At 48.4% G+C, this 15745-nt stretch carries 8 protein-coding genes; 6 read left to right on the forward strand and 2 right to left on the reverse strand.

Features of this window, described 5'->3' with window-relative positions; all coding sequences use genetic code 11:
* From HMPREF9007_RS27830 to HMPREF9007_RS07450, 6 genes are all read left to right on the forward strand, one after another.
* Positions 1-181, forward strand: a 181-nt coding sequence (locus tag HMPREF9007_RS27830; protein ID WP_277754691.1) for a hypothetical protein, incomplete at its 5' end; no start/stop codon positions are given.
* Positions 182-359: 178 nt separating this feature from the next.
* Positions 360-830: a hypothetical protein gene (locus tag HMPREF9007_RS07470; protein ID WP_277754692.1), complete on the forward strand. Its 471-nt coding sequence runs from the start codon at positions 360-362 to the stop codon at positions 828-830.
* A 296-nt stretch (positions 831-1126) separates the two neighbouring features.
* On the forward strand, positions 1127-3463 hold the full coding sequence (locus HMPREF9007_RS07465; protein WP_008762599.1) for a beta-galactosidase: 2337 nt from the start codon (positions 1127-1129) through the stop codon (positions 3461-3463).
* A 21-nt stretch (positions 3464-3484) separates the two neighbouring features.
* Positions 3485-4456 carry a glycoside hydrolase family 43 protein gene (locus HMPREF9007_RS07460; RefSeq protein WP_008762600.1) on the forward strand — a complete coding sequence of 324 codons (972 nt, stop codon included), beginning with the start codon at positions 3485-3487 and terminating at the stop codon, positions 4454-4456.
* A 40-nt stretch (positions 4457-4496) separates the two neighbouring features.
* A complete protein-coding gene (locus HMPREF9007_RS07455) occupies positions 4497-6932 on the forward strand; it encodes a family 43 glycosylhydrolase (protein WP_008762601.1) in 2436 nt (811 codons plus the stop codon).
* 70 nt (positions 6933-7002) lie between these two features.
* Complete coding sequence (locus HMPREF9007_RS07450; protein ID WP_008762602.1) at positions 7003-9480, forward strand: alpha-L-arabinofuranosidase C-terminal domain-containing protein; 2478 nt, start codon at positions 7003-7005, stop codon at positions 9478-9480.
* 906 nt (positions 9481-10386) lie between these two features.
* Here HMPREF9007_RS07450 and HMPREF9007_RS07440 read toward each other — a convergent pair.
* On the reverse strand, positions 10387-12855 hold the full coding sequence (locus HMPREF9007_RS07440; RefSeq protein ID WP_032850598.1) for a glycoside hydrolase family 31 protein: 2469 nt from the start codon (positions 12853-12855) through the stop codon (positions 10387-10389).
* 90 nt (positions 12856-12945) lie between these two features.
* Entirely contained in the window at positions 12946-15660 is a 2715-nt protein-coding gene (locus tag HMPREF9007_RS07435) for a two-component regulator propeller domain-containing protein (RefSeq protein WP_032850580.1), read from the reverse strand.
* Positions 15661-15745 lie beyond the last annotated feature (85 nt).

Consider the following 15745-nt stretch of genomic DNA (forward strand, 5'->3'; position numbering starts at 1 on the left):
GCCGGCAGTGCTGTGTCCGTGTAACCCCAACATGGGCAAGGGTTATCCGACTGCTTACCTTTTGGTGAGAGCTAAAGTATCTTGCGCTCCTTCAAACCTTACGACGGCTAAAGTCAGTTCACTTACGTTAACCATGCTATCCAGCCTCGCCACTCAACGGTATGATACTAACCGTCCTTGACATTCCCTCACGGTTCAGTCTTGTCCTTTCGGAAAGTGTACTTTGTCCTATAAGCTTGGCACAACCCATCACTGGAGATGCACCTTATAGTAGGCTACCGCTGACGGAACAGCGGGTTAAATCATGCAATTAATATCACTGTCTAACAATCAATTACGTGACTTTACAGGTCACACCTGTGTTATATTTAGGTTTGGCCGTGGTAGGAGCCGTTCTGGCTATTTTTCCCGGTTTGCTTCCATTGGCAGGCTGGTTGGTGCGTACAGCCGGAATCATCATGACACTGGTTTGCCTGATAGCTGCCTATCTGAATAACTTTGATATATACAACTTTCAAAGTGGAGGAAAAGTCAAGAGTATGGGAGTCAAGAAGTTTAAGCGTGATGAGACAAACCCTGCGAAGATAGTGGAAGCTTTCTTATCCAGGAACTTTGAATATCTGGCAGACCTTCCCGGAGGAAGAAGTGAACCGGTACAACTTCATATTGAAGAAGACGCCACAGGACGTGAAATGTACTGTTTGCTGACCACTTATGATTCAGATTCGAATATTGTAGGTTTGGCAGATGTCATCACTTTATCGGGTAATGATTATGATGATAATATTGATCTAATTAAACAAATGTTTAAAGACGAAGAAGATAATTGATTCATCGGGGCTGGATTATAAAACAGCTCTGAGGAGAAGAAAACTCTTCTAAATGGAAGAAAAAACACAAGAAAGAAAAACATTCATACTATAAAGGAAATCGACCGGAGGGGCGGGTACAGACACAAGTAACCTGTCAACAAAAGGTCGTATTTCCTTTAAAAATAATCTGTCTCAGGGGATTTTGCTTTATTTCTAACCTTTTTTGAATGATAATTGGTACCTGCGGTTTAGGTGAATCGCCTATCTTTGCCGTATACTATATATAATTATAATTCTATATTGAGATAAAAGCCATGAGACACAGATTTATTGCTTTACTAGTACTTTTTACAGTCATCTTTTTCAGTAGTGCAGAGGCGCAGACTACTGCCCGTAAGTTTGAGGCAGGCAAGAATACTTTCTTGCTGGACGGGAAGCCGTTCGTAGTAAAAGCTGCCGAACTGCACTATACCCGTATTCCGCAAGCCTATTGGGATCATCGTATTGAGATGTGTAAGGCGTTGGGAATGAACACTATTTGTATTTATATCTTCTGGAATATACACGAACAGGAAGAAGGCAAGTTTGACTTTACAGGTCAGAATGATATCGCTGCCTTCTGTCGTGCCGCTCAGAAACACGGAATGTATGTCATCGTCCGCCCCGGTCCGTATGTGTGTGCGGAATGGGAAATGGGCGGCCTGCCCTGGTGGTTGTTGAAGAAGAAAGATGTGGCACTGCGCACGCTCGATCCTTATTATATGGAACGGGTAGGCATCTTCATGAAAGAAGTCGGTAAGCAACTGGCGCCGCTACAGGTAAATAAGGGCGGAAATATTATCATGGTGCAGGTGGAGAACGAATACGGTTCTTACGGCACTGACAAGCCTTATGTTTCTGCCGTACGCGACTTGGTGCGCGAATCCGGTTTTACCGATGTGCCTCTCTTCCAATGCGACTGGAGCAGTAACTTTACACGGAATGCACTTGACGACCTGATCTGGACCATCAACTTCGGAACAGGCGCCAATATAGACCAGCAATTCAAGAAACTGAAAGAACTTCGTCCGGAAACTCCGTTGATGTGCAGCGAGTTCTGGAGCGGATGGTTCGACCACTGGGGACGGAAACATGAAACACGTCCTGCCAAAGATATGGTACAGGGCATCAAAGAAATGCTCGACCGCAACATCTCCTTCAGCCTTTATATGACTCACGGAGGAACGACTTTCGGACATTGGGGTGGTGCCAACAATCCTGCCTACTCCGCTATGTGCAGTTCTTACGACTACGATGCCCCGATCAGCGAAGCCGGATGGACGACAGAGAAATACTATCTCCTCCGCGACCTGCTGAAAACGTATCTTCCTGCCGGTGAAGCACTGCCGGAAGTCCCTGCTGCAATGCCGGTCATTGAAGTACCCGAATTTCATTTTACCAAAGTAGCTCCGCTTTTCTCCAACTTGCCGGATGCCAAGCAGTCGGTGGATATCCAGCCGATGGAGCAATTCAACCAAGGGTGGGGAACAATCCTGTACCGTACCACATTGCCCGAAGCAGTAACCTCAGGCACTACATTGAAAATCACCGAAGTGCACGACTGGGCACAAATCTACGCTGATGGCAAGCTGCTGGCCCGTCTCGACCGCCGCAAAGGAGAATTTACCACTATCTTGCCGGCCTTGAAGAAAGGTACGCAACTGGATATTCTGGTAGAGGCAATGGGACGTGTCAACTTTGATAAGTCCATCCACGACCGGAAGGGAATCACCGAAAAGGTAGAACTCCTTTCGGGCAATCAGGTGAAAGAACTGAAGAACTGGACTGTATATAACTTCCCCGTAGACTACTCATTTATCAAGAACAAGAACTACAAGGATACGAAGATATTACCGACTATGCCCGCTTACTATCGATCATCTTTCAAACTCGATAAAGTAGGCGACACTTTCCTCGACATGAGCACATGGGGCAAAGGTATGGTATGGGTGAACGGTCATGCGATGGGACGTTTCTGGGAAATCGGTCCCCAACAGACACTTTTCATACCGGGCTGCTGGCTGAAAGAAGGCGAGAATGAAATCCTCGTCCTCGACCTGAAAGGTCCGACGAAATCATCAATCAAAGGTCTGAAGAAACCGATCCTCGACGTACTCCGCGAGAAAGCGCCGGAAACACACCGCAAGGATGGAGAAAAGTTGAAGCTGACAGGAGAAAAGGTTGCGCACGAAGGAGCCTTCACTCCGGGCAACGGCTGGCAGGAAGTACGTTTCGCCGCTCCGGTGAAAGGACGTTTCTTCTGTCTGGAAGCACTCTCTCCGCAAGCCAATAACAATATTGCCGCTATTGCAGAGTTCGATGTGCTGGGAGCCGACGGCAAACCCGTATCCCGCGAACATTGGAAAATCCGTTATGCCGATAGCGAAGAGACACGCAGCGGAAACCGTACGGCGGATAAGATATTCGACTTGCAGGAATCCACTTTCTGGATGACTGTTGACAATGTCGCTTATCCCCACCAACTGGTAATCGACCTGAGCAAAGTGGAAACAGTAACCGGCTTCCGTTATCTGCCCCGTGCCGAGAAGGACTATCCGGGCATGATCCGTGAATACCGCGTCTATGTGAAACCGTCTGATTTCAAGTATTAATAAATAAGCATTCGCTCTCAAATGAATATGAAAAAGTATACTTTACTCCTGGCATTCCTTTTAGTAGGAGTGCTGACAGGATACAGCCAGCAATCTGCCTACCTGTTTGTCTATTTCACCGGAAACAGGATGAGTGAGGAAGCCATCCGGATGGCTGTCAGCCCCGATGGATACAACTACTATGCATTAAACGGAAACCAACCGGTCATCGATTCCCGTGAAATCAGTTCTACGGGTGGAGTGCGTGACCCGCACATTCTTCGTTGTGAAGACGGAAAGACATTTTACATGGTCGTAACCGACATGGTCTCCGGCAACGGATGGAGTTCCAACCGTGCCATGGTACTGTTGAAATCGAAAGATCTCGTCAACTGGACCTCCAACATCGTGAATATCCAGAAGAAATACCCGAATCAGGAAGATTTGAAGCGGGTATGGGCACCGCAAACTATTTATGATAAAGAAGCGAAGAAATACATGGTCTACTGGTCAATGCAGCATGGTAATGGCCCGGACATTATTTATTACGCATACGCTAACAAAGATTTCACCGATATAGAAGGAGAACCCAAAACTTTGTTCCTCCCGAAGAATGGCAAATCCTGTATTGACGGAGACATCATTTATAAAGACGGACTTTACCACCTGTTCTATAAAACGGAAGGAGACGGCAATGGAATTAAAAAAGCAACCACCGCCTCCCTGACTTCCGGACAATGGACAGAATCGGAAGATTATAAGCAACAGACGAAAGAAGCTGTAGAAGGTGCCGGCATCTTCCCGCTGATAGGTACGGACAAGTACATCCTGATGTACGATGTATATATGAAAGGCAAGTATCAGTTTACGGAAAGCACCGATTTGGAGAATTTCAAAGTCATAGACAATGCCATTAGCATGGACTTCCATCCGCGCCACGGCACTGTAATGCCAATTACTGACAAGGAACTGAAACGCTTGTACAAGGCCTACGGCAAGCCCGACAAGATGTAAAGCCGTCAATGCACCATCTAATATCCCATAAATAAATACCATGAAAAAACTCCTGTTGTTCATTTTGCTTGTCTGTGCAACAGTACAGGCCTATTCGCAAGAATACCCGAAAGTCGTTTTATCGGGTGACTATCCGGACCCTTCTGTCATGCGCGATGGCGAGGATTATTACATGACTCATTCTCCTTTTTACTACGCTCCCGGATTCCTCATCTGGCACTCCCGTGACTTGATGAACTGGGAAACCGTCTGCCGCGTAATGCCCGAATACGAAGGCTCTGCAATGGCACCCGACTTATTGAAGTACAAAGGAAAATACTACATCTATTATCCGGCCAAAGGAACAAACTGGGTGATCTGGGCAAATGACATCAAGGGCCCGTGGAGCAAACCCATCGACCTGAAAGTGAGTGGCATCGACCCCGGACACATAGCCGATCAGGAGGGGAACAGATATTTATATGTTGACAAAGGAGAAGTCATCCGACTGACGGACGACGGACTGGCCACCATCGGCCAAAAACAGAAAGTGTACGAAGGCTGGCGATATCCCAATCACTGGGAAACGGAATGTATGTGTCTGGAATCGCCGAAACTGAATTACCATAACGGTTATTATTACCTGACTTCCGCACAGGGAGGAACGGCCGGTCCGGCAACAAGCCACATGGCAGTTGCCGCCCGTTCGAAGAGTGTCACCGGACCGTGGGAAAATTCTCCCTATAATCCGGTAGTGCATACCTATAGCGCTCATGACAACTGGTGGTCGAAAGGACACGGCACACTGATCGACGATGTGAACGGCAACTGGTGGATCGTATATCATGCCTATGCCAAAGACTATCACACCCTGGGACGCTCCACCCTCATCGAACCGATTGAATGGACCGCCGATGGATGGTATCGTACCAAATCCACCGCCACTCCCATCAAGACCGATCCGTCCATCAAACACGGACTCAGCCTCTCGGATGACTTCGAAGGACCGGAACCGGGACTCCAATGGACTTTCTGGAAAGAATATGCCCCTCAGTCGCTCAGCTTCAAGAAACAGACCTTATGGATAGATGCGAAAGGAAGTACCCCTTCCGATGCCCGCTTACTGCTGGCCACCGCCGAAGACAAGAATTACGAAACACAGGTGGAAGTCAACGTAGGCAAGGGTAACACAGCCGGACTTCTTCTATATTACAGCGAAAAGGCATACGCTGGAGTCGTGTCCGATGGAAAGAACTTCACTATCTACAGAAACGCGGAAAACAGCTTTACCCTCCCTAACAAGTTGGGCAAACGCTTCCTCGTCAAGATACAGAATCAGGGAAACAGTGTCCGGATGGCAGTCAGCAAGGACGGCAAGGAATGGACTACGCTGGTAGAAAACATGGATGTATCTCAGCTGCACCATAACAACTACGGCGGCTTCTACGCTTTACGCATCGGACTGCTTTCCTCCGGAAAAGGCAGCGCCGGCTTCCGTCAGTTTCGTTACCGTAACGCCATCCCGCAGGAAAAGGACATGGGGGCTTACTTGATGGTCTTCCATAAAGACGAGACGCACAGCCTTTATATGGCCGTCAGTGACGACGGATATACATTTACTGCCTTGAACGACGGCAAACCGGTGATCGCCGGAGATACCATCGCCCTGCAAAAAGGTATCCGTGACCCGCACATCTTCCGCGGACCGGACGGAGCTTTCTACCTTTCCATGACCGACCTGCACATCTATGCGCAGAAAGACGGCTTCCGTGATACCGAATGGGAACGTGACGGAAAAGAATACGGCTGGGGAAACAACCGCGGACTCGTACTGATGAAATCGTGGGACCTGATCAATTGGAAACGTACCAATGCCCGTTTCGACCTGTTATCGGCGGGTTTGGGTGAAATCGGCTGCGTATGGGCGCCCGAAGTGACTTACGATGACAAGAAAGGCAAACTGATGATTTACTTCACCATGCGTTTCAAGAACGAGGCGAACAAACTGTACTATGTCTATGTCAATGATGACTTCGACCGGATAGAGACACTCCCGCAAATCCTCTTCGAGTATCCCAACGAGAAAATATCGGCTATCGACGGTGACATCACCAAGGTAGGCGACCGGTATCGCATGTTCTACGTTTCGCACGACGGAGGCGCCGGAATCAAACAGGCCGTGTCAGACCGCATCAACGGTGATTACGAATATGACCCTCGCTGGTACGACTTCGAACCCAGGGCCTGCGAAGCTCCCAACCTCTGGAAGCGTATCGGCGAAGACAAATGGGTATTGATGTACGACGTCTACGGCATCAACCCCCATAACTTCGCTTTCATCGAGACTTCCGACTTCGTGAATTTCAAGAACCTGGGACGTTTCAACGAAGGAGTGATGAAGACGACTAATTTCTCGTCGCCCAAACACGGCGCGGTGATCCATTTGACAAAAGAAGAAGCCGCCAAACTGAGAAGTCATTGGGAAAACAGGAAATAACAGAGTATCAGATCTTTTTTAGTGAATACATACTCTTTTTTTGCAGAGATCTTATATTATAATTTATACCATGAAACATTTACTTCTAATATTTAGTGTATTATTACTATCATTGCAGCCGGCCGCATTTGCCGCAACGCATGAAACGACTGCTACTCCCGATTCAGTATCCCTTTTTGCCTACGCCACCCGAGGTGACGACGGCCGTAGCGGACTCCGCTTTGCATGGAGCATGGACGGAAAACATTGGTTTGAAATAGGACGAAACTACGGCTATCTTCGTTGCGATTACAGCCGTTGGGGATCGCAGAAGAAGATGCTCGACCCGAATCTGAAACAACTCCCCGGCGGGGAATGGCTCTGTGTCTGGAAGTTGAACGACCACGATGGATACGGTCAGGCCAGATCAAAAGACCTGATTTACTGGGAAGCCCAGCAATATCCCCGTACGACTTCCGATTTTGAAGGAACAAGAGTCAAAGCAAAGATTGCCGGACACGAAGAAACGGGAACTGTCAGCCAAGTGCCCTGGTCGGTAGTGGACGGACTGACCCAAACCTACGAACGGAACCAATACCGTAACTCCCTGTATGGCGAACGCCCTGTACAGGATAAAGAACGCTTTGCCGGACTGAAACCGGTCAAAGCCACCGTCACAGCACAACCGGAAGAAACAAAAGAAATCAGCGACTTATTGATGGGTATCTTCTTCGAAGACATCAACTACTCCGCCGACGGCGGCCTGTATGCCGAACTGATCCAGAACCGGGACTTCGAATACGAGCCGTCCGACCGTGAAGGGGACAAGAACTGGAACAGCACCCATTCATGGAAGCTGGAAGGAGAAAACGCCACCTTTACCATATCGACTTCGGACCCTATCCATCCGAACAACCCGCATTATGCCGTCTTGAAGACGAACCAGCCGGGAGCTGCCCTGACCAACACCGGTTTTGACGGAATCGCCTTGAAAGCAGGCGAGAAGTATGATTTCTCCTTGTTTGCCCGTATTCCGGAAGGCAGCAAGTCCGGAAAACTACTCGTACACCTCGTAGATGCTGACGGCACCGTACAGGGTGAAACGACAGTTACCGTCTCTTCCCGTTCGTGGAAAACGTATAAAGCAGTGCTGACAGCAAAAGCGTCCGCCGATACCCGTCTGGAACTTCGTCCGCAATCGGCAGGTGAAATCGAACTGGATATGATTTCTCTCTTCCCGCAGAATACATTCAAAGGCAGAAAGAACGGTTTGCGTCCCGACCTTGCCCAGACACTTGCCGATATGCACCCGCGCTTTGTCCGTTTCCCCGGAGGCTGCGTGGCTCATGGAGACGGTTTGAAGAACATCTATCAATGGAAAAATACTATCGGACCGCTGGAAGCCCGTAAACCTGCCCGTAACCTTTGGGGATATCATCAGAGCATGGGACTGGGTTATTATGAATACTTCCAGTTCTGCGAAGATATAGGTGCGGAACCGCTTCCGGTGCTGGCGGCAGGTGTACCTTGTCAGAATTCCGCCTGTCATGGCGATTTGAGAGGCGGTCAGCAAGGCGGTATCCCGATGAGCGAGATGGGTGCTTACATTCAGGATATCCTCGACCTGATAGAATGGGCGAACGGTGATGCAAAGAAAACCAAATGGGGCAAGATACGTGCCGAATCCGGTCATCCGAAGCCTTTCAATCTGAAATATATCGGCATCGGCAATGAAGACTTGATCACCGATGTCTTCGAAGAACGCTTCACGATGATATACCTTGCTATCAAAGAGAAATATCCGGAGATAATCGTTGTCGGCACAGTAGGTCCTTTCAATGAGGGAACAGACTATGTGGAAGGCTGGAAACTGGCGGACAAACTCGGTGTTCCGATGGTAGACGAACATTATTATCAGTCTCCGGGATGGTTCCTGCACAATCAGGACTTCTATGACAAGTACGACCGCTCTAAAAAGACGAAAGTATATCTGGGCGAATATGCCACTCACATCCCCGGACGCAGAGCGAATATGGAAACAGCTTTGACCGAAGCACTTTATCTGGCTGCTTTGGAACGGAATGGAGATGTAGTGCACATGAGTTCTTATGCTCCTCTGCTGGCAAAAGACGGACGGGCGCAGTGGAATCCGGACCTGATCTACTTCAACAATCGGGAAGTAAGACCGACAACGGGATACTATGTGCAGAAACTGTACGGTCAGAACGCAGGCGACCATTACATCCCTTCACAGATAAACCTTGATAATCAGGACGGTCGCGTAAAACTCCGTGTTGGTTCTTCCATCGTTCGTGACAGTAAGACGGGGGATGTGATTGTGAAACTGGTGAATCTGTTGCCCGTCAGCATAGAGACCGATGTCCGGTTGCCGGGAATGGATGGTATCCAGTCTTCCGCTACGCGGACTGTATTGGCAGGTGCACCCGAGGCAACTCCGCTTCCGGTGACGGATACGATAGAGGCAGGAACCAGCTTCAAACAGGAACTGCCGGCTTATTCGTTCACGGTCATCCGCTTGAAGACACAAAAGGGAAAAAATAAGCAATAAACAGGTTTTCAATAGGGGTTAGTTTATTTTGGGGAGGGGTGCTCACCTATCATCTCCCCCTGTGGGTAGGGGCTGACTAAAAAGTCAATAGTATCCTAAATCTCCTCCTTCGGGAAGGAAGAGTACCCGTAGGGGGAGGTGGTAGGTGAATACATAATCCTGTCATTTACAAAGAAATAGGAACAAACATTATTTTTCCTACCACCTCGGTCTTCGACCACTCCTCCTTCCCGAAGGAGGAGATTCGAGATAGAATCGACTTTTTAGTCAGTCCAGGTTTAGGTATTATTGACTTTTGTACCTTCTCTTTTCTTCTTCATAATAGAAAAGATGGTTTTCATCTTTCACCGAATGGGTAGTTCGTTTGCTGTCTATAGTGTAATCAGCCGTAAGATAGTACTAAAGTTCTCTTTAACCTCTTGCATCTTTGCTTTTTCCTATAGGGAAAGTAGGAATAAGACACCGATATCTTTAGTTGTTCACGGCCGTGAACAGGTCTGATCACATCCGTGAAGAGCATTGCTCACGGTCGTGATCAACTCTTGCCACGGCCGTGAACAACTAACAATATCAGTGTCTTAATGGAAGAATAAAGGCACTATAAGTGAAAGATACCGGTAGTATATGGTATTTGTTGTATAAGGTTAGGGGCTGGATATAGGGGAACGTAATAAGTAACAAGTAATAGGATGGGGAAAGGTGACAATAAAATGTGTGATGTATGGCTATTGTCACCCTATTATCACCACTTATTATCACCCAATGATGGCTAATAATCAGTAGGTTATCCTCAAAAGGTGATAAGTGACAATAAGAAGTATGTTTTTTACTAAGGAACACGAGTTCGATATACTCCAATAAGATGGACCATATCGAACTCGTGTTAGTTATCTGATTATCGTCAGTTTATAGCTTAGCAATCACTTTCTTACCTCTATAGGAGATGGATTTGTCAAAGGTGGTTGAGTCTCCGTCGCCACAGCCTTTTCCCGGTTCTACAACTATGAGGTTGAACTTGCGGCTTTTCAGCATTCCTTTGTAGCTGCCTTTCCGGTCGTCGATGGTCAGTGTACGGTCTTGGTCGTTCCATTTCAAGGTGATGGTGGAGTAAGCTCCCTTTTCGTAGTTATAATTGTCGAACTCATCTTCGTAAAGGGTAAATTCCGTGTTCGCTCCCGGATAGATACGGATGGTCAGATTGTCCCATTTCTTTTCCGTAGAGTATTGCACGGCGGGCCCCCAGGGGAGAATAGAGCCGGCACGGACGTAGATCGGCATAATGTCAATCGGGACTTCACGTTGCAGGGTCTGTCCGCCTTCCAGTGTTTGCCCGGTCCAGAAGTCGATCCAGCGGGCACCTTGGGGAAGGTAAACATCGGTCTTTCCGATTTTGCTCATGTCTTTCTGATGACCGTTTTGCTTCTTGTCTTGCCATGTATACAATGAGTCCGTCACCGGGCGAACCAGGAAGTTGCGTCCGAACATATATTCGGTGTCCATATCGAGCACTTTCTTGTCTTTCGGGAAGTCCATCATGAGAGGGCGCATGATGCTGCCTGCTTTGCTGGTCACTTCCCAGGAAGTGCTGTAGATGTATGGCAACAGGCGGTAACGTAAGTGAGTGTATTTCTCCAGTGCATCGTATGACCAGTCGCCTTTCTTGCCGAACTGGTAGATTTCTACGGCTACCGGACTAGAATTGTGTGAACGCATGATCGGCTGGAATACTCCCCACTGATACCAGCGGACGTGCAGTTCATGATAGGCGATGTTGTTTACGTTATTGTTATATCTCCATGCGAAGAAGCCACCTAGGTCTGTGTTCCAGTACGGGATGCCGCATAACGCATAGTTCAGTCCTGCCGCTAGTTGCTTGCGCATGACGGACCATTCGGAAGTTACGTCTCCGCTCCATGAATGGGAAGCATACCGTTGCTGTCCGAGGAAGGAGGAACGGGTAAGCAGGAATACGCGCTTGTCGGAAGTAGTGGCGCGTTGGTGTTCATATACGCCTTTGTTGGACATTAAGGGGAAGGCGTTGTGTACCCTGCGGAAAGAACCCAGATAGGTCTGCGTGTTGAAGTCCTGGTCTTTGATATCCATGTGGTCCGGTTCGGTGGAGTCGAGCCACCAGGCATCCATACCCAGGTCGAAGATGTTCTTTTTCATTGCTTCCCAGTAGATATCCCGTGCTGCCGGATTATACGGGTCGTAAGGTTTGACTCCGGCTTTGGGCGGCCACGTTTCGAAATGGAGCAGTGCTTTCAGACTGTCCATCTTCTGATACATTTCTGTCCACGGACCGAAGGAGGCCCATACGGAGATCATGATGTGGGCGTTCTGCTTGTGCACGTAGTCGATCATTTCTTTGGGGCTTTTGATGCGGGGAGTGCCGTAGTCGGCATTCTTGTCTTCTCCGTTCGGGAGGAATTTCATGTATTCCGGGTCACCCATCTTGTTGATGTAGCGTGGATTCTGGAATTTCATGGAGTTCCAGTTCTCGTTGCAGCCCCAGTATTGCCAGTCTTGGATGATTCCATCCAAAGGAACTTTCAGTTCCCGGTATTTGTCTACGACTTCGCACAGTTCGTCCGGACTTTTGTAGCGTTCACGGCATTGCCAGAAGCCCAGTGTCCAGAGAGGATACAACGGGGCTTGTCCGGTCAGATCGCGTACTCCGGCTATGACTCCGTCGGCGTTGCCGCCGTAGATGAAGTAGTAGTCGGCACAGTCGCCTACTTCCGAGTCGAAGGAGGTTTCTTGCGGATTGTCGAGGAAGGTGGTAGGAGAGTAATTGTCCCAGTAGAGGGCATAGCCTTTGATGGAGTGGATGAAGGGGATGCAGATACTCATGTTCTGGTTGCGGAGAAAGAGTTTCTGATTGCGTTGGTTCACTTTGCCGGTCTGCTGTTGCCCCAGACCGTAGATTACTTCGTCCTTATCCAGCAGGAAAGCCTGACGGACATTGTAGGAGGGGACGCCTGCGTCATTGAAAGGGGTAAACTGTGTACCGTAGTCTTTGTCGGTCAGCAGCCGTTGCCCTAGTTTGTCGAAGAAGTGGATGCCGCCTGTTTCGGGGTTCACTTCCACTTGTATCATCTGACTGCTCAATGTTACATTTTTCCCGTTTTCACCGAAGGAAACCGGGGTTTGTTCCGGTGCTTTGATGACAACGAGGCTTTCTTTGTCGGAAGCTGTCTCGCCGGGCGTTTTATATACCCGGATGATGGAAGGCGAATAAAATTCTACACTGACGTTCATCCCTTGTGCTGCATACTTGATGCCTTGAGAAGTGCGTTGTACGTTTTGTGCCGTACCGTTTGCGGCAATGATCATGGCCCATGCCAACAGGATGCCTGTTTTTCTTAGATTCATTTTCATGGTTTCTTTAAGTGCTTTATGATACGACAAAGGTAGGATGGAAGGACGTTTTGCGGACAATAGCTATGTTGAAACAAACAACAATCAGGTTGATTTCTTCGCTTTCTCCGTATATTCCGAGGGACGGCATCCATACATTTCTTGAAAACATTTGCTTAGGTAGCTGGAACTGCTGAAGCCGGTACGTTCCGCTATTTCGGTTACGCTCAGTTTGCCTTCGGCAAGTAGTTGCGCTGCCCGTTGGAGGCGGATGTTGCGGATAAAGAGGCTGGGGGACTGGTCGAGCAAAGTCACCAGCTTGCGGTAGAGTCCGGTACGTTCCATACAGAGGTCACGGCTTAGTTGCTCTACGGAGTAGCCGTTGACGTCAAGGTTCTTTTCTACCAGTTCTATCGCTTGCACTAAAAAGGCGGATTCTGCACTGTCCGGTTCTATGCCGTTTGGCTTTTCATTATCATCTGCCGTTTCGTTCCTGTCGCAGACGGAAGGGGGGCTTTTCTTCTCCGAACGGGCTTTCTGTTCGGCTTCATAGCTGTTGCATTGCTCTATCAGGTTGCGGATGCGGAGCAGCAGGATTTCTTCTTTATGCTGCTGTTTCATCTTTTTCTTGGTCTGATAGATATAGAGGCGGATGCTTGCTAAGACAATAAGTAACACGATGATCGTATACAGAACGTAGGCGGTAGTCGTTTTCCACCAGGGAGCGTGGATGATGACGTGTATCTTTGTGATGTTATCGTTCCATTGTAACTGGTTGTCGGATGCAGCGACTTTGAATGTATATTCTCCCGGCGGTAAATTGGTATAGGAGGCCTGTAGGATGCCGTTGCCGACTGTTGCATTCCCTTGTCCGCTGGCGAAAGCGTTCATCCATTGTTTGTCGATGCCTTCCAGTTGGTAGCGGTAGTAGGTGCGTTCGCTGTTCACGTAGTTCAGTGCCGAACATTCGAAGGTCAGAAAGTTCTGGTTATAGTCCAGTTCTAGCTCCTTTGTGTAAGGGGCGGCTTGTGGCAGGATGATGCGGTTTCCGTACTTTTCTCCCGTGTTTACTTTTTCACCGTAGAGATGTAAGTTGGTGAAAACCGGTTTGTAAGGCAGGCCCGGAGTGGCGGATTCATGGTCGGGACGGAAAATGGTAAAGCCGTCGATGCCTCCGAAATAGAGTGTACCATCCGAAGATTCAAAGATAGCTCCCTGTATATATTCCTCTTCTAAAGCCCCGTCCAGTTGATTGAAGTTGGTAAAGCCGATTTCCTGATTCTCCGGATTGATATGGATGCGTGAAATGCCATTGCTGGTAGTTACCCAGATATAGTTGTTTCTGTCTTCGATGATTGATTGTACGAAGTTATTGCTCAGTCCGTCTTCACGATAGAAAATGCGGTGGGCTTGGGTATTGGATGAGGCGGGGTGATTATCTGCTGTTTGTGTGGTCGGTTTGCTATCCGGTGTTTGCTCTTGATCGGTGAAGAGTTCCAGTCCGTCGGCTGTCCCTGCCCATGTCCAGCCACGTGTGTCGGTGCATAGAGCGGTGTATGATTGCCTTCTGTAATATTTGTTTCCACCTCTTTGATCTAATTCCTTTGCCAATTCTGCAGAGACCGATAAGGCTGGTACAGGTAGCAGAGTCCGTGAACCGTCCTGATTGACAGCTAGCTGATAGATTGTGGAATGGCTTTTCAGATAGATATTGCCGTTATCATCTTCTGCAAAAGCTTTGACGGCGATGTCCTCTTCCGGTGATGCGGGGAAAGCAGTGCGGCTGACGTGAATCAGTTTGTGTGTGGCAGGATGATGATAGAGTAATCCCCGATTGAGTGTGCCTACCCATAATCCGCCCTGGGCATCCTGAAAGATGGTGCTGACTTCGGTCGAAACGAGCTTTCCCTTCTTTGTTTCCAGTACGGGGATGTATTGCTGTTCCCTGCTTTGGAGGTCGATGATCCAGAAACCGTGAACACAACTGATATAAGCTTTATCGCCCTGTGGAGTGATGATCAGGGTGTTGAGCGTGTAGTTCTGTTCGAACAGCTTCTCCCATGTCCGGTTTTGGGGATTAAAGTAGAAGAATCCTCCTTTGCGGCCGTTGCGTAACTGGTAGAATCCTTTTGGGCTTTTGACAACGAGAGAAGTACGGTTGAAGTCCTCCTGTTCCGAGGCGGGATAAGCAGCTCTGTCATACAACTGCTTTCCGGCTTTCGGGTCGTAGCAAACGACTTCACCGGTATGATAGAATAGGTAAACCGCAAGTTCATCCGAATGTATGTCCTGTAGCTTTCGATGCTCATTTTCCGGCAGGGCGAGGCGGATGCCCGTTTCCAGTTCCCGCAACTCCTGAGAAGTAAGTAGCCAGATACGTCCCGAATTGTCGACGAAAAGGTCTTCTACCGGTTCGTGTATCTCTTTTCCCCGGAAATAGGAGTCAAGGTGAGGTATGTATTTTTCTTGATGGAGATCGATGCACATCAGTTTATGATAATCTTTAATCCATAGGAGTGAATCTCCGCATTGATAGATGCGGTAACATCCTTCATACTGTTTCAGCGGGGAAATGTCTTCTGCCGTGCGGTGAAGGTAGCTGAAATGTACACCGTCATACAGATTGACATTCCCGTTGGTGGTGAATACCATTCTTCCGTCGGGGAGTTGGAGTATGTAGCGTATCTGGTTGTCGCTCAATCCTTGTGCCGTGTTGATCGATGTAAACAGGAAGTCGTTGGCGTCCACCGTCAGTGTCATCCTGATACACAGGAGGAGGAATAGTAGTATTCGGGTGATTTTCTGGTTATTTGCCGCCATTGGGATAAGGATTATGATGTTCGATGATGCAAAGATAAAAAAAGTCGGGGTTATACTTGGATAAACTGTTCTTTTTGTAAAGGGT

Origin of the sequence: Bacteroides sp. 1_1_14 (assembly GCF_000162515.1) — a bacterium.
Classification (GTDB): domain Bacteria; phylum Bacteroidota; class Bacteroidia; order Bacteroidales; family Bacteroidaceae; genus Bacteroides; species Bacteroides thetaiotaomicron.